The following is a 15,849-nucleotide window of genomic DNA, read 5'->3' as shown; positions in this document are numbered from 1 at the left end:
GCGCTTCATCGATCCACCAGCGATGTACCAGGCCGCACCCGTCTTCATCCGGTCTGCACGGCCCGTCGTCAGTCCGGACTCGACAAAAAGCCCCCATACGGGGGCTTCCTGTCACGCGTTCACGGCATCGGTCAGGGCTTGACGCCCCGCAGCATCAGCTGGGTCTGCACCTGCACCAGGCTGCCGGCGGTAATGTTGCCGTCGATGGGGGTGATCACCGCCTTGCCGAGCGACAGCTGCCAGGCGTCGCCCTGCTTCTGTTCGGCGGTGGGGGCGGGCGGGGCGACGAGGTTCACCCGCACCACACCGTCCGGCCCCTGCTGCGGGGCGAACACCACGTTGCCCCAGTCGCTGATCGGGGCGAAGGCGACGCCGGTCACCTGGCCGGCTTCCAGGGCCGGGTAGTTGATGTTCAGGCCGGTATTGCCCGGCAGGCCGAGGACGTTGGTGTTGCAGTAGGTTCTGGACTTGCCGCGGCTCTTCTCGCACAGGCGGCGGGCTTCGGCGCCGAAGGCGGCTGCGCGGCCGATCACGCGGGTGGCGAAGCGCGCGGTGTCATCCATGGCGTCGAGGGTCTTCCTGTAGCCGGCCTGCGGGTCCTGGGTGATCAGCTTGAGGTCGATGGCCGTGGAGACGGCCACCGCCGGCACGCCCTTGTACATCGCGCGCACGGCAGCGTTGACGGTGCCGGACATCTGCGTGAGCGGGCCCACGTTGTCGCCGAAGTTGGTGCCGGAGACCACCAGGTCCGGGCGGTTGTCCTTCAGCAGCAGGTCGAGGCCGACGTTCACCGCGTCCACCGGGGTGCCGATGGCCGAGGTCTTGCCGGCCGGCGGCAGGTAGCCGGCGGGCGCGCCGACGCAGTACTTGCCCGGCGCCAGCTGGGTGATGGCGATGGCCTGGCCGGGCACCACCACGCTGGCGGCGCCGATGCCGCTGCTGTCGTTCTGCGGGCCCACCAGGGTCACCTGGTGGCCAGCAGCGACCAGCGCCTGGTAGACGGCCTCGATGCCGGGGGCGCGGCAGCCGTCGTCGTTGGTCAGGAGGATGTTCAGGGCATTGGCCTGCAGGGACAGGCCGAGTGCGGTGATACCGACAGCAGTGCGGAGCAGGGTCGTCATTGTTGTTTTCCTTGTGGCGTAGGCACGGTGGAAGCTGACCTTAAGGTCCATTTGTTACAGGGCATCGAGTGACCGCTTCAGGTGGCGGACAGTTGCCAGTGCGGCGCGCCCCGACCCGGCCGATTAGGCCGGCACGGGCGGGGCAGGGTGGGTTACTTGCCGAGCTTGCGCAGGTTCGCGGCGGTGAAGTAGCTGGCGTCGTAGTCGGCGTCGTTCAGGCGCGCCGGGGCCAGGCCGTTGACCAGGCGGTCGGCCAGGTAGGAGCCGGCGAGCAGGTCGTGGTAGACGGCGACCCGGGCGTGAAAGGCTTCCACCTCGTAGGCGTAGACCGAGGTCTGGATGTTGGTGCGCCAGAGCTGGCCCTTGCCGTCGTAGTTGTCGCCGAGGACCGCTGCCCAGCTGTCCTCGTCGATATAGAAGCGTCGCTTGCCGTAGATGTGGCGCTTGCCCTCCTTGAGGTTGGCCTCCAGCACCCAGACCCGGTGCAGCTCGAAGCGCACATGGTCGGGGTTGATGTGGCCGGTGCCGGCGGTCAGCTCGCTGGCGGGCAGGTCCGGATCATCCAGGGCGTAGTTGTTGTAGGGGATGAACATCTCCTGCTTGCCCACCAGTTTCCAGTCGTAGCGGTCGGGTGCGCCGTTGAACAGGCGGTCCTCGTCCATCACGCGGAAGCCGCCGGCACCGTAGGGGGTGTCGTAGCCGATGGTGGGCGCGCGGCGCACGCGGCGGTTGCCGGGCAGGTACTGCCAGGCCTGGCGCGGTTTGGCGATCGGGTCGCTGAAGTCGCAACTGAGGATGATCTCGCCTTTTTTTCGTGCCGGTTCCTGGGTGCTGACCATGGCACAGGCCTGGGTCCCGTCGTAGGTTGCCAGCGAGCCGTTGGGGTCGTCCCACAGCGAGAGGATCTGGTAGCCGACCGTTTCCCCCACGCGGTTGTTGTTGGCCAGCACCAGGGCCATCTTGTAGGTGGCCTCTTCCTTCCAGGCTCGTGCTGACAGGTTCTGGTTCCACATCAGCTCGAAGCCGTTCTTCGGAATGGGGAAAGGCGCGCCGCCGAAGGCGTTGGCGACCCCATAGCCATCGTTGATCAGCTCGGCCCCAAGAGCGTTCTGGCGGATGTTGGCCTCCACCACCGGGGAGTAGCGGAAGTCGCGATGGCTGGGGTACACGCGGATGCGGTAGGTGTCCGGGTAGCGCTTGAGCAGTGCCACCTGGCCTTCCGAGAGCTTGTCCTTGTACTGCTCCAGGTTGGCGGCGGTGATGGTGAACAGCGGCTGCTCGCCGGCATAGGGATCGGGGCGCTTGTGGCCGGTGCCGTCGAACTTCACGTGGGGCGGCGTGCCAAGCCATTTGCCGCTCCAGGCGGGGATGCTGCCGTCGGCGTTACCGGCCCTCTCGGCGCCCATGGGCGTCAGGTCCTTATCCAGGCGGGCGGCTTCTTCGGGGCTGACCTGCGCCATGGCCTGCGGGCTGGCCAGGCAGGCGAGGACGAGGGCAGCCAGGAGCGGTTTGTAGGTGTACGCGTGCATCTCGACTCTCCTGTCGGGGTTCAGAAGCTGTACTTGGCGCTGATGCCGAAGTTGTCGCGGTCGGCCAGCGGTGTGTCGCCCGCATCACCGAGGAAGGCGTTGTAGCGGGCTTCGAGGGTCAAGTTGTTGAGGTAGCGCCAGCTGGTGCCGATGCCCAGGCGGTCGTCGCCCTCGCCCATGCCGAAGCTGCCGGCCAGCGACGAGTCGCCGCCCAGGGACTGGCTGAAGACCAGCGGGATGGTCAGGTCCCAGCCTTCGAAGAGGTTCAGATATTCCAGCGACAGGCTCAGGGTGTAGCCCCAGGCGCGCTTGTCGTTGTAGAGCTTGTCGGTATTGGCGGTGGTGAGCGGGACGGCGCCGCCCTGGCCATCCGGGACGAAGACGTTGAAGCCAGGCGCGCGGTCGTTGTCGAGCACCTCGTTGTAGCCGAGCTCGCCGGTCAGGGTGGTGTTGTCGGCGATGGGCAGGTTGCCGAAGGCGTGGATGAAGGACACCTGCGCCTGCATCGTCCTGGCCCGCACGGCATGCGGGGCCAGGCCGGTGTCCACCAGCACCGGCTGGCCGTCGCGGTAGCTCACCTCGCCGCTGACGTTGGTCTCGCCGAGCACCGTGGAGAAGCTGGCGCCGTAGAGGTCGATGTCGTCGAAGTAGCGCACCTGGTACTCGCCGCTGTTCCAGTAGCTGAGGAGGTCCAGGGTCGGCGCCTTGTCGTGGAAGCGGATGTAGTACAGGCCGAACTCGGTGTTGTTCAGTGACTCGGCCACATAGGTCATGGCCACGCCGTACTGGCCGCTGTCGCCGGGCTTGTCGTCCTTGATCCGCCGGGTCATGCCGAAGGCGTCGGTGAAGCCGCCCTCGTCCATCTGGTCGGTGACCGAGAAGAAGCTGCCGACGCCGTCGATCTCGGTCTTCGCCCATTCGTACTGGTAGTACGCCTGCAGGCCGAGGTTGTCGGTGAGGCTGATCTGGCCGAACACCTGGCCTACCGGCAGGAAGATCTCCTTCACCTCAACGCCGGGGGTATTGGCCTTGGTGCCATCGGCCGGGGCCATGGCCGAGGAGATGCCGTTGCTGATGAACAGGCTCTCGCCCCAGCTCACCACCTGGTCGCCCACGCGCAGGTTGAGGTTGTGGCCACCCAGGTCCCAGGCGCCATAGACGTAGTTGTCCAGCAGGCGCACGTCCTTGCCGTGCTGGTCGCGGGTGTCGCTGGAGAAGCGGTTGGGCTTCGCGCACTGGCCGCCGGCGTAGCAGTTGGAGGTGCCGGTGCCGTTGTCGTTGCTGCGGTTGTAGACGTCGTCGTAGAAGCCGCTGGCGCGGATGAACAGGCCGAAGTCGTTGCGCCAGTTGAAGTTGGCCTCGGTGAGGAAGCTGGCGCGGTTGGTGATCAGGCTGCCCTTGTCGAAGGCGTTGTTGCCATCGTCGATGTTGGCGATGGCGGCATTGGGGTAGCCCCGGGACAGCGCGCGATCGCGGGACTCGGTACGCCAGGCCAGGGCGTAGGTGAGGGTGGTGTCCCAGGAGATCTTCAGCTCATCGCTGGGCTGGAAGGCCAGCGCATGGCCCTGCCCGGCATACCCCAGGGCGAGGCCCAGGCCGGCGAGCCGGACGGCGTGATGCAGCGGTGCAAGCAGCAGGCGTTTTCTTGTTCTTGTCATTGTTTTCGCTCTCGGCGTGTCTGGGCACGGCTCGGACTGCCAGGCCCAAGGGTGAGTGGGTGTGGCGGGCCGACTATGTGGTCACCGAATGCACGGAACATCGTCCGATGGGACTATCCGCGCTCGCCGGAGCATCGGTGCGTGCCTAGTCCCATCGGACGATGTTGCCCCGTGGGCGGCTGCCGAGAATCCATCGGCACGGTCCACACAGAACAACAAAGGGAGCGACCCGATGAGCGCGAACGGCCAGCAATGGGACGACAGCTACGACGTACTGGTGGTGGGCTCGGGGGCCGGCGCGATGACCGCAGCCCTGCGTGCCCGGGACCTGGGCTCCAGGGTGCTGGTGATCGAGAAGAGCGACCGCTACGGCGGCACCTCGGCGGTCTCCGGCGGCGGCATCTGGATACCCTGCAACCACCGCATCGCTGCCCTCGGTGGCGAGGACTCGGCAGCCGAGGCCATCGCCTACATCCGCGCCGTCACCAACGGCGAGATCGATGACGGGCGCATCGAGGCCTATGTGGAGCACGGCCACCAGGTGGTCAGCTACCTCGAAGCGCATTCCCACGTGCGCTTCGAGGCCCAGCCGCACTACGCCGACTATTACCCGGAAGTACCCGGCGGCAAGCCGGGCTACCGCTCCATGGACCCCATGCCCTTCGATGCGCGGCTGCTGGGCGACGAATTCGCCCGCATGCGCGAGCCGTCCCCCGGCACCCTGATGATGGGGCGCGTGGCCATGACCATGAAGGAGGCCCAGGTCCTGCTCTGCCGTGGCCCCGGCTGGCTGGGCCTGACCCTGAAGATCCTCGCGCGTTACTGGTGCGACCTGCCCGGGCGCCTGCGTTCCAGGCGCGACCGTTTCCTCACCCTGGGCAACGCCCTGGTCGCTGCGCTGCGCTGCTCGCTGCTGGACCGTAACGTGCCGCTCTGGCTGCAGTGCCGTCTGGAGCGGCTGATCGAGGAGGGCGGCCGCATAATCGGCGCCGAGGTGGTGCGCGACGGCAAGCGCCTGTTGATCGAAGCCCGGCGGGGCGTGGTACTGGGCGCTGGCGGCTTCGAGCGCAACCAGGCCATGCGCAGCCAGCACCACCCTCATCCGTCGCGGGCGGAGTGGAGTGCCACGCCGCCGTTCAACACCGGCGACGCCATCCGTGCCGGCCAGGCCCTGGGGGCCGCCACGGCGCTGATGGAACACAGCTGGTGGGCACCGACCACCCGCGTCGAAGGCGAGGAGAAACAGCGCGCGCTGTTCGTCGAACGCACCCTGCCGGGCTGCATCCTGGTGGACTCGGCGGGCCAGCGTTTCGTCAACGAGGCCGCGCCCTACACCGACATCGTCTACGCCATGTACGCCCACGACCGCGAAGGGGCCATCAGCGTCCCCTGCTGGCTGGTGTTCGACGCCGAGTTCCGCCGCAAATACCCCTGTGGCGCGCTGCTGCCGGGCTACGCCATGCCCGACCAGCGCCTGCCCAGTCACCTGCGCAGCTACTTCCACAAGGCCGACAGCTTCGGTGAGCTGGCCCGGCAGATCGGCGTCGATGCCGGTGGCCTGCTGCGCACCATCGAGCGCTTCAACCCCATGGCGCAGGCCGGCAAGGACGAGGACTTCCACAAGGGCGAATCGCTGTTCGACCGTTACTACGGCGACCCCACCGTGCAGCCCAACCCCTGCCTGGCACCCCTGCTCACGCCGCCGTTCTACGCCGTGCGGGTGGACGCCGGCGACATCGGCACCAAGGGCGGCCTGCTCACCGACGTGCACGCCCGCGTACTGCGCGAGGACCGCACGCCCATCGACGGCCTCTACGCCATCGGCAACAGCGCCGCCTCGATGATGGGCCGCACCTACCCCGGGGCCGGCTCCACCATCGGCCCGGCGATGGTGTTCGGGTTCCTGGCGGCCAACCACATCCACAGCCCTGCTCATGGCAGCCGGGGCGGCGCAGCACTCACCCAGACGGTTGCCGACCTGTGCTCCTGAAGCACGGAGACACGGCGTTTCAAGGGCCATGCGCCCAACAGGGAGAAAGCAGCAATGATCGATTTCACAGGCAAGACGGTGCTGGTCACCGGGGGCGGGGCGGGCATCGGCCGCGCCATGGTCGAGGCGTTTGCGCAGGCAGGCGCGCGCCTGGTGGTGGCCGAGGCGGACCGCGAGCGTGCCGCACAGGTGCGCCAGTGGCTGGCCGGGCAGGAGCGTGAGGCACTGGTGAGCGAGACCGATGTCACCGACGCCGCGCAGGTCGCCGCCCTGGCCGAGGGGATCGAGGGGCGCTTCGGCGGGCTCGACGTGCTGATCAACAACGTGGGCGACTCGCTGATGATCGCCAAGCCGTTCGACGCCTACAGCGACGAAGACATCGAGCGCCTCTACGCGGTCAACCTGCAGCACATCTTCCGCGTCACCCGCGCCGTCCTGCCGCTGCTGCGTCGCAATGGCGCCGGCGGCAGCATCATCAGCGTGGCGTCCATCGAGGGCTTTCGCGGCATCCCCAACTGCAGCGTCTACGCCGCGTTCAAGGCCGCCATCGGCGGGTTCACCAAGAGCCTGGCGCTGGAGCTGGGGCCGGTGGGCATCCGGGTCAACCAGATCGCCCCGGAATCCACCGAAACCCCGCAGCTGCCCCTCTCCGGCCTGATCGCCGACGAGCATCGCCAGCACCTGCCCAAGTGGATTCCGCTGGGCCGCTTCGGCCAGCCGCAGGACATGGCCGGCGCCGCCCTGTTCCTCGCCAGCCCCCTGTCGGCCTGGGTCACCGGCACCACCCTGCACGTGGATGGTGGCGCCCTCGCCGCTGCCGGCTGGTACCGCGACCCGAAGGGCACCTGGACCAACGTCCCGGTGATCGCCGGCAACGGCTTCAACTTCTGAACCGCGCACAGGAGTCCCGGATGAACGCCAACGACAACCCCATCGCCCTGGTCACCGGCGCCAGCCGTGGCGTCGGCAAGGGCATCGCCATCGCCCTCGGTGCAGCGGGCATGACCGTCTACCTCAGCGGCCGCTCGGCCACCGAAAGCAGCAGCCGGCTGCGTGGCCAGCTGCTGCCCGGCAGCCTGGCGGAGACCGCCGAAGCCGTCACCCGCGCCGGCGGCCGGGGCATCGCCGTGCCCTGCGACCACCGCGACGACGAGCAGGTGCGCGCACTCTTCGCCCGCATCGAGCGTGAGCAGGAGCGGCTCGACCTGCTGGTGAACAACGCGGCGTTGCTCCACGAGAACCTGATCGACCCCGGCCCCTTCTGGGAAAAGCCCCTGGAGCTGGTGGACATCCTCGACGTCGGGCTGCGCTCGGCCTACGTCGCCAGCCACTACGCGGCGCCGCTGCTGCTGAAGAGCGGTCGCGGGCTGATCGCCTTCGTCTCCTCCTACGGCGCCGGCTGCTACATGCACGGCCCGGCCTACGGCGCGCAGAAGGCCGGCGTGGACAAGTTCGCCGCCGACATGGCGGTGGACTTCGAAGGCCGGGGCGTCAGCGTGGTGTCGCTCTGGCTGGGTCCCCAGCGCACCGAGCGCACCGCCATCGCCGGCGCCGCCCGGGCCGACCAGTACGAAGCCTTCCTGGCCGTGGCGGAAACGCCGGAGTTCAACGGCCGGGTGATCCACGCGCTGCTGCAGGACCCGCAGTTGCCGGCCCTCTCCGGGCAGACCCTGGTCACCGCCGAGCTGGCCCAGGGCTATGGCATCAGCGAGGCGGAAGGGCGGCAGCCGCCGTCCTACCGCGAGATGCTCGGCGAACCGCGCAAGCAGCATCCGGCCCGGGTGATCTGAGCCGGGTGCATCCCAGGACAGGCCCGCAAAGGGCCTCGCAAGGAGTGATTGAGCATGAGGATTCTAGTGATTGGCGGCACCGGACTGGTGGGTGGCCACGCGGCCCTGTACCTCCGCGAGCAGGGCCATGAGGTGACCATCGCCGGCCGCAAGCCGGCGGCGCCCGGCAGTGCCCTGGCAGCCCTGAAGCAGATCCAGGGGGACTACGTCGCCGGCGGCTTCACCCGGGAGCAACTGGCCGGCCATGACGCCCTGGTCTTCGCCGCAGGCAACGACATCCGCCATGCGCCGCAAGGCCCGGATCAGGATGCGCACTGGCAGCGCGCCAACACCGAGGCCATCCCGCGCTTCTTCGAGCGCGCGCGGGATGCCGGGATCGGCCGGGCGGTGCTGGTGGGCAGCTTCTATCCCCAGGTGGCGCCCGAACTGATCGAGCAGGTGCCCTACATCCGTTCGCGGCACCTGGCGGACCAGCGGGTGCGCGCCCTGTCCGGCCCGGACTTCAAGGTCTGCAGCGTCAACGCCCCCTTCGTCGTCGGCACCGTGCCCGGGCTGGTGGTGCCGATGTTCGAGGCCTACACCCGCTACGCGGAAGGCGCGCTCGCGCCGTTGCCCTTCTACGGCCCTGCCGGCGGCAGCAACTTCATTTCCACCCGCTCGCTGTCCCAGGCCATCTGCGGCGCCCTGATGCACGGCGAGCCCGGCAAGGCGTACCTGGTGGGGGACCAGAACCTCAGCTACGCCGAGTACTTCGAGACCTTCCTCCGCGCGGCGGGCAACGATGCCGAGGTGCCGGCCCTGGACCAGGAGCACCCCCTGCTGCCGGACCTGGCGCTCTATACCGGACGCGGCAACACCGTCCGCTACGAGCCGGCGGCAGACGAAACGGCCCTGCTTGGCTATGTACGCAATGACATCCGGCGGGCAGTCGGGGAGGTGGTGGCGCAGTACCGCAGCTGATGCAAAGGACAGCGCTACGAGGAAAGCCCGATGCATCCGTCATCGGGCTTTTCCGTGCGGTGCAACCCGCGATCAGTCGGCGAGGCCGGGGAGGGACCGACTGTGCTGCATTGCGGTATGGCGGGTGGCAGGGGCACTGCGAACAGTGCCCATCGCACATCACAGCCTTGGATGGGCCGTGGCTTGCAGCGGCAGCTCCTGGGCATCGTCCAGCAGTAGCTCGCGCCGGGAGCGTTGCCAGCGGAGGTCACCTTTGCCGCTGATCTCCCTGCTCATGGTGGGCGTCCCAGGACACCGGTGCCGTCGGCGAACCGGGCAGCCCTTCGTAGTAGAAGCCGGCGCTCATGCCGCCATCCACCGCCAGCTCGCTGCCGTTGCAGTAGCTGGCCTCGTCGCTGGCGAGGAACAGCGTCGCGCGGGCGATCTCCTCCGGCGCACCGATGCGTTGCAGCGGCACCATGCGGTACTGCTCGGCCAGCGATTCGCGGGGTGCCCCGCCGGGGTTGGACATCAGGGTGTCGACGCCGCCCGGGTGGACCGAGTTGACCCGCACCCCATGCAGGCCCAGTTCCAGCGCCGCGACCTTGGTCAGGCCGCGGATGCCCCACTTGCTCGCGGCGTATGCGGCCAGGGCATTCACGCCGCGCAGCCCGTCCACCGAGGAGATGTTGACGATCGAACCGGCGCCTTGCCGGCACATGATCGGCGTCACCGCGCTGATGCCGAGGAAGGTCCCCGTGAGGTTGACCGCCAGGACGCGCTCGAAGGTCTCCCTGGGCAGCGCGCCGATGGCGCCGAAGGTCAGCACGGCGGCGTTGTTCACCAGCACGTCGATGCGCCCGTGGCGCGCCAGGGTGTCGTCCACCAGGCGCTGCCAGTTCGCCTCGTCACTCACGTCCAGGCGCTGGAAGCTGGCCCGGGGGCCCAGCTCATCGGCCAGGGCCTGGCCTTCTTCCTCCAGCACGTCGGCGATGACCAGGGTGGCGCCCTCCTCGATGAACAGGCGCGAGGTGCGAGCGCCCATGCCACGGGCGCCGCCGGTGATGATGGCGATCTTGTTCTGCAAGCGTTGCATGGGTGTTTCTCCTTTCAGGTCCAACGTGCCTGGCCGCCATCCAGGGGGATGGTGGCGCCGGTGAGGTAACGGGCGTGGTCGCTGACGAGGAAGGCCACGGCGTGGCCGATGTCGTCCTCGCAGTCGCCCACGCGGCGCAGCGGAATGCTGGCGAAGAAGGCTGCCGCTTCCTGCGGGTTGGCATCGATCCAGCCCTGCAGGCCGGGCGACAGCGCATGGGGGGCGATGACGTTGACGCGGATGCCGTCCACGCCCCACTCGCAGGCCGCGGCCCGGCTGAGGGCGCGGATCGCTTCCTTGGTCGCGGCGTAGTGGCCGTAGCCCGAGGCGTCCCAGCGCACGGCGGCGGAGGAGGCGAGGTTGACCACCGCGCCGCCGCCCTTGAGGTGCGGGTAGCAGGTGCGCATCAGCCGCAGGGTCGCCATCGGCCCCGAGTCGATGCCCAGCATGAAGGCCTCGTCGGTGACCTCGAGGATGCTCCCCAGCGGCACGATGTGGGCGTTGTTGACGAGGATGTCGAGGCCGCCGAAGGTCTCCACCACCTCGGCGACGGCGCGCTCGATCTGCGCCAGGTCCATCACGTCGCACTCCACCGCCAGGGCCTGGCCGCCGCGTTCGCGGATGCGTGCACAGGTGGCCTCCAGCGTGGCGCGGGTGCGCCCGGCCACGGCGACCCTGGCCCCGTGCGCCGCGAGGGCGCAGGCGATGCCCTGGCCGACACCCTGGCCGCCTCCGGTGACCAGGGCCGTCCTGTCTTTCAGCATGTCCATCATGGTGTTCTCCGGTTCAGAGCCGGTATTGGCTGGTGGGCAGGACATCGAGGCGGTCGAAGTCGATGAAGCGCTTGCAGCTGTCCATCATCGCGGCCAGGTTGCGCTGGAACTTCGCCTCGTCCCCGGGCGCGTCGAAGAACGCTAGCGGGTCGGTCATGGCCGCCGGCGGGAAGCATTCCTCGACGATGGCCGACAGCGGCGCCGCGCCGTGGCTGAGCACCTGCACCACCCGGTTCTGCACGTAGAGGAAGTTGTCCTGGGTCTCGATGGCGATGCGCGTGTGGTGGTTCTGCCAGATATCCAGCCAGGCCTCGTGGGTGAGACGCGGCGGGCGTGTGAGCAGGGCCAGCTGCGAGAAGCCGTGGGTGCGTTGCCCGGCTTCGGCGGGGAAGCGGGTGTTGCGGATCGGCACCGACTCGCACACCAGGTAGGCCGCCAGGCGCGCACTGCACGCGTTCAGCACGGTATCGAAAGGCGCGCGGAACTCGCGGTTGGCGCTGTCCAGCCACAGGGCGAAGGTGGCATCCGGCAGGGGGCGGTGGTTCTCCTGGCGCAGGCCGGCGGCGGGCGCCACGTCGGCGTCCACCAGGTTCACCTGCAACTCGCGCGCACCGAGGGCACGCAGTTGCCCGGCGGCCTCATGGCGGAGGTGGTCGGCGAACTCTTCGGCGCGGGTGCCCGCGTCGCGCCAGAGCAGGTAGATGACTTTCTGCATGAGAGCGGTCCTCGTTGGCAGGGCGCCCCCGTGCCCCAGGGGTGACCGGGCGCGCTTGCGAAAACGGGCCTCATGGAGGCCCGTCGGGTGTGTCCGGCCGCGCTCAGTGGCGGTTGCGGAAGTAGGGGATGACCTTCTCGCCGATGTTCTTCAGCGTCTCGAGCTGTGCCCATTGCGGCACGGTGCCCATCTGGCAGATGAAGAGGATCTCGTCGGCCCCGGCGTCGATCAGGCGCTGCACGTAGCCGATGCAGTCCTCCACGGTGCCGTAGGCGTGGTTGGGGTTCATCATCGCCAGGGCCGGGTCGGAGAAGTCCACGGTGACTTCCTCGGAGGCGAAGCGCGACTTGATCACCGCCTGGCCGCTGCCGTCGACGTAGGTGTCGTCCTTCCATTTCTCCGGGTCGGGGCGCTCGCCGCCGGCGTACCAGTAGGCCAGGGACTCCATGAAGTAGCGCTGGCCACGGATGCCGATGGCGCGGGCCTTCTCGTTGTCATCCAGGACGATGGCCGGGCACAGCGCGGCGATATGGCGGTTGGGGCGGTAGCCCACCTGGTTCTTCGCATCGCGCGTGTCCCAGGCCTCGTGGTACACGGCCACCTTCTTGGCGATCTCCTCGGGGCCGCCGAAGCCCAGCACCAGGGCGCCCATGCCGCGGCCGCCGGCGTTCTTCAGCGACTCGGTGTTGGTGCAGGCCAGGTACATCGGCGGGTGCGGGTCCTGGTAGGGCTTGGGGTGGATGGGGCGGCGGGGGATCTTCACGAAGTCGCCGTGATGCTCGATCTCGTCCTGCACGAACATCTTCGGGATCAGGTACATGGCTTCGTCGATCTGCGGCTGCAGGGTCGCCAGGTCGTAGCCGAAGGTGCCGGCCTCCTGCTGGGTGCCGCCCTTGCCGACGCCGAAGTGCACGCGGCCCTTGGACAGCAGGTCGAGGGTGGCGATGCGCTCGGCCACCTTCACCGGGTGGTTCATCGCCGGCGGCAGGCAGACCACGCCGTGGCCGATGCCGATGCGCTCGGTCTTGCCGGCGATGAAGGCGAGCATGGTCTCCGGTGCCGACATGTGGGAGTAGTTGGTCAGTGCGGTGTGCTCCACGCACCAGAAGGTGTCGAAGCCGAGCTTGTCGGCGAGCACGGCCTGTTCGACGGTTTCGTCGAAGATGCGACGGTCGCCCTCACGGCTGGCGTCGATCGTCTGTGCCTCGTAGATCAGGGAAAATTTCATGCGCGTTGGCCCTTGTTGTTCTGGGTCGGATCGACCCGGATCGCCGGGCCTTGGGCGCATGGTGTGGCAAGCAGAACGGGGCTGAATCCCCCAAACAGACTACCCGCAAGCCCCGCAAACCGCGCCTTCCCCGACCGTTGCGTAGGGGGGACCGCGCTTCATCGGTCCACCGTGCGGAGCCGAGCCAAAGAACGCCGTAATTCACATCCACCAGCGCTGCGGGAGCGGACGCCGACGGTGGATGAAAAAAGCGTCATCCCCCCTACACGAGCGCCTTCCAGCCAACGCGGAGCCTGACCGTCGCGTAGGGGGAGACCACGCTTCACCGGCCCACCGTGCGGGCCGAACCAGGGCACGCAGCGCGTCAGAGGAAGAAGTCGCTGCTCTCCAGCCCCATGCTCACCGCGCCGAGGTTGAGGGCGTACTTGCCGGGGCAGTTGGCGACGTGGGCACGGCCGGTGTGGATATCGCGGAAGGCACGGTTGAGGCCGTGCTGGCGGAAGATGCTGGAGGCGCCGCTGTTGTACATCAGCGCCTCCACCGCCTGGGCGCACTTGTCGGGGACGATGGCCGAGTCGTAGCGCATCTTCACCCGCTCGGCCATGGTCAGCGGCTCGCCGGCGCGGGCGCGCTGCATCATCGTCTCGAAGTTGCGCAGCAGCACGCTGCGGCACTCGTCCACCGTGACCATGGCGGCGGCCAGGGCGCCCTGGGCGCCTGGGTCCTGGACGATCTTGCGGCCGTCGTTGACACCGACGCGGTTGCGGTTGGCCTCGATGAACAGGTCGATGGCGCCCTGCAGCGCGCCGATGGTGGAGGACGACACCGCGCGCACGAAGATCTGTCCGAACGGCAGGCGGAACAGCGGCGCGGTGTTCACCGCGTTGCCCGGGCTGTTCTGCAGGAAGCCGTCGATGGAGCGGTGGGTGCGGTACTCCGGTACGAAGGCGTCCTGCACCTGCACGTCGTGGGAGCCCGTGGCCTCCAGGCCCATCACGTCCCAGTTGTCGAGCACCTGGTAGTCGCTGCGCGGCACCAGGAAGGTGCGGTAGTCCGGCCCGTCGCCTTCCTTCTCCGGCGGCACCATGGCGCCGAGGAAGGCCCACTGGCAATGCTTGCTGCCGGAGGAGAAGCCCCAGCGCCCGCTGAGGCGGAAGCCGCCCTCGACCCGGGTGACCTTGCCCACCGGCATATAGGACGAGGAGATCAGCACGCTGGAATCCGTGCCCCAGACATCCTGTGCCGCGCGGTCGTCGAACAGCGCCAGCTGCCAGTTGTGGATGGCGACCACCCCCAGCACCCAGGCCGAGGACATGCAGCCTTCGGCGAGGGTCATCTGCACCTCGAAGAAATCCCCCGGCTCCAGCTCGTATCCCTCCCAGCGCGCGGGCTGCAGCATGCGGAAGAAGCCCGCCTCCTGGAAGTCGCGCAGGGTTTCCTCGGGCAACAGGCCGTTCTTCGCGGCCAGCGGCGCGCGCTCGCGCAGTACCGGCACCAGCTCGCGGGCGCGTTGCTTCAGGCGTTGGCGGATCAGGTCGTGGTCGAGCATCTTGTTGTTCTCCGGTTGTGGGCTTGCCGCCTCTCGCGGGCATTCAAACAACCGCCAGAACGGCAGGCATCCCTCAAACGGACCATATGCCGGCCCCGGTCGGGGCCCGTAGCCCGGACTTCAGTCCGGGGTTGCCGGGCACTCCGGTTCCGGGCTGAAGCTGCTCTTTGTAGGGGCGAATTCATTGGCTCTGTCTGCGTTAGCTGTTGTGGCTTTAATGCAAGCGCTCAAGCATGGCCCTTTCCGGGCGCCCAAGGGTTCGTGCCACCGACACCGCATGGGTTTCGCTTCGCTCGCGGAACGCCGCCCGACCCATCCTACGAAAGCCTGTGCGCACCACATGGCGATGCGCTGGACGAAGAAGTTGGAGCAGCCGCCAACGCCCCTCCAGGAGGCCGAGCGCAGTCGTTGCGCAGGGGGACGAGCGGCATGGATGCCGCGAGAGGCGCGCCAGGCCATGGATGGCCCATCGCGCCGGCCCCCAGAGCGGCGATGGAGTGAGGGAACCCGACGCAGTCGGGCCGGATGATGGGGCAAGCGTTTTTGGTTCCTTTTTTGGCGATTGAAAAAAGGGACTCGCCCGGGGGGGGCGAAACCAGAAACATCATCGGAGCTCGGCAATCAGCTGGGTTCAAATCTTCTAGCAACACTTAACGCAGACAGAGCCAATTCATTCGCCAAGGGCGGCGCAGCTGCCCCATGAGGCCTCTCGGGGCAGACCTTCGGCCTGCTTGGCGAATGAATTCGCCCCTGCAGGGAGGTCGCCTGGCAGACCGTCGCACTGACTAGTCCCCTCGGACGATGCCCGGCCTCCGGTGCTGGCGAAAAATCGGCGGCACCTGAGAACAACGAGAGGGCAATGCCATGAGCCAGGCCGAACTGAAGGGCGAGATGCTCCAGGCGATGCGTCGCCTGGCCAAGTCCGTGACCATCATCACCACCAGCAACGGCCGCGAGCGCTTCGCCATGTCGGCCACGGCGGTGGATTCGCTGTCCACCGAGCCGCCGTCGCTGCTCATCTGCGTGAACAAGACCGCCTCCCTGCACGCGGTGCTGGAGGCCGGGGCGGATTTCTGCGTGAACATCCTCGGCCTGGAGCAGGAGGAGCTGTCGCACCTGTGCAGCGGCCCGGTGAAGGGCGAGGCGCGCTTCCAGCGCGGTGACTGGCGCACCAGCGCCGGCGGCATCCCGTACCTGGGCGATGCCCAGTCGGCAATCCTCTGCCAGCAGGACGGCCGCTTCAGCTACGGCACCCACACGGTGTTCATCGGCCGCATCGTGCAGATCCGCAACAGCGCCGAGATCAGCCCGCTGGTCTACCTCGACGGTGCCTACACCACCACGGCGTCGTCCCTGGCGGCGGTGGGCTGACGCCGCCCGACACCCTTCCGGGCGACTCGCTGCTGCCCGTGTCGCCCGGGGTTTCCCCTTTATCCACACCCCGGTCGACGCCCATGGCGG

13 protein-coding genes are annotated in these 15,849 nt (G+C 68.3%); 5 read left to right on the top strand and 8 right to left on the bottom strand.

Annotation, left to right across the window (positions count from 1 at the left end; translation table 11 throughout):
• Nucleotides 1–131: 131 nt before the first annotated feature.
• The 3 genes from surE to FBY21_RS13550 form a co-directional block, all read right to left on the bottom strand.
• Nucleotides 132–1,121 carry a 5'/3'-nucleotidase SurE gene (gene surE / locus FBY21_RS13560; RefSeq protein WP_142011686.1) on the bottom strand — a complete coding sequence of 330 codons (990 nt, stop codon included), beginning with the start codon at nucleotides 1,119–1,121 and terminating at the stop codon, nucleotides 132–134.
• Nucleotides 1,122–1,273: 152 nt separating this feature from the next.
• On the bottom strand, nucleotides 1,274–2,650 hold the full coding sequence (locus FBY21_RS13555; protein ID WP_142011684.1) for a DUF1329 domain-containing protein: 1,377 nt from the start codon (nucleotides 2,648–2,650) through the stop codon (nucleotides 1,274–1,276).
• Between the two features lie 20 nt (nucleotides 2,651–2,670).
• A complete protein-coding gene (locus tag FBY21_RS13550) occupies nucleotides 2,671–4,308 on the bottom strand; it encodes a DUF1302 domain-containing protein (RefSeq protein ID WP_142011681.1) in 1,638 nt (545 codons plus the stop codon).
• Nucleotides 4,309–4,540: 232 nt separating this feature from the next.
• On the opposite strand from FBY21_RS13550, the gene FBY21_RS13545 reads away from it, so the two are divergent.
• From FBY21_RS13545 to FBY21_RS13530, 4 genes are read left to right on the top strand one after another with little or no spacing between them, the layout of a single operon-like run.
• Nucleotides 4,541–6,298 (top strand): FAD-binding protein, encoded by a 1,758-nt coding sequence (locus FBY21_RS13545; RefSeq protein WP_142011679.1) that lies wholly within the window; start codon nucleotides 4,541–4,543, stop codon nucleotides 6,296–6,298.
• A gap of 54 nt (nucleotides 6,299–6,352) precedes the next feature.
• Nucleotides 6,353–7,189 (top strand): SDR family NAD(P)-dependent oxidoreductase, encoded by an 837-nt coding sequence (locus FBY21_RS13540; protein ID WP_142011677.1) that lies wholly within the window; start codon nucleotides 6,353–6,355, stop codon nucleotides 7,187–7,189.
• 20 nt (nucleotides 7,190–7,209) lie between these two features.
• Complete coding sequence (locus tag FBY21_RS13535; protein ID WP_142011675.1) at nucleotides 7,210–8,088, top strand: SDR family NAD(P)-dependent oxidoreductase; 879 nt, start codon at nucleotides 7,210–7,212, stop codon at nucleotides 8,086–8,088.
• Nucleotides 8,089–8,142: 54 nt separating this feature from the next.
• Nucleotides 8,143–9,048, top strand: coding sequence for an NAD-dependent epimerase/dehydratase family protein (locus FBY21_RS13530; protein ID WP_142011672.1), 906 nt, complete (start codon nucleotides 8,143–8,145; stop codon nucleotides 9,046–9,048).
• Nucleotides 9,049–9,295: 247 nt separating this feature from the next.
• On the opposite strand, the gene FBY21_RS13525 is transcribed toward FBY21_RS13530, so the two are convergent.
• The 5 genes from FBY21_RS13525 to FBY21_RS13505 form a co-directional block, all read right to left on the bottom strand.
• Nucleotides 9,296–10,123 (bottom strand): SDR family NAD(P)-dependent oxidoreductase, encoded by an 828-nt coding sequence (locus FBY21_RS13525; protein WP_142011670.1) that lies wholly within the window; start codon nucleotides 10,121–10,123, stop codon nucleotides 9,296–9,298.
• Nucleotides 10,124–10,137: 14 nt separating this feature from the next.
• Nucleotides 10,138–10,896 (bottom strand): SDR family NAD(P)-dependent oxidoreductase, encoded by a 759-nt coding sequence (locus FBY21_RS13520; protein WP_253543729.1) that lies wholly within the window; start codon nucleotides 10,894–10,896, stop codon nucleotides 10,138–10,140.
• 13 nt (nucleotides 10,897–10,909) lie between these two features.
• Nucleotides 10,910–11,611, bottom strand: coding sequence for an EthD domain-containing protein (locus FBY21_RS13515; RefSeq protein WP_142011667.1), 702 nt, complete (start codon nucleotides 11,609–11,611; stop codon nucleotides 10,910–10,912).
• A gap of 103 nt (nucleotides 11,612–11,714) precedes the next feature.
• Entirely contained in the window at nucleotides 11,715–12,839 is a 1,125-nt protein-coding gene (locus tag FBY21_RS13510) for an LLM class flavin-dependent oxidoreductase (protein WP_142011665.1), read from the bottom strand.
• 364 nt (nucleotides 12,840–13,203) lie between these two features.
• Entirely contained in the window at nucleotides 13,204–14,388 is a 1,185-nt protein-coding gene (locus FBY21_RS13505) for a flavin-dependent monooxygenase (RefSeq protein WP_142011662.1), read from the bottom strand.
• An 864-nt stretch (nucleotides 14,389–15,252) separates the two neighbouring features.
• On the opposite strand from FBY21_RS13505, the gene FBY21_RS13495 reads away from it, so the two are divergent.
• On the top strand, nucleotides 15,253–15,759 hold the full coding sequence (locus FBY21_RS13495) for a flavin reductase family protein (protein ID WP_142011657.1): 507 nt from the start codon (nucleotides 15,253–15,255) through the stop codon (nucleotides 15,757–15,759).
• Nucleotides 15,760–15,849 lie beyond the last annotated feature (90 nt).

The organism is Pseudomonas sp. SLBN-26 (assembly GCF_006715895.1).
Lineage (GTDB): Bacteria > Pseudomonadota > Gammaproteobacteria > Pseudomonadales > Pseudomonadaceae > Metapseudomonas > Metapseudomonas otitidis.
The sequence above is the reverse complement of the archived record's forward strand: the minus strand, read 5'-3'. Positions and strand labels throughout refer to the sequence as shown.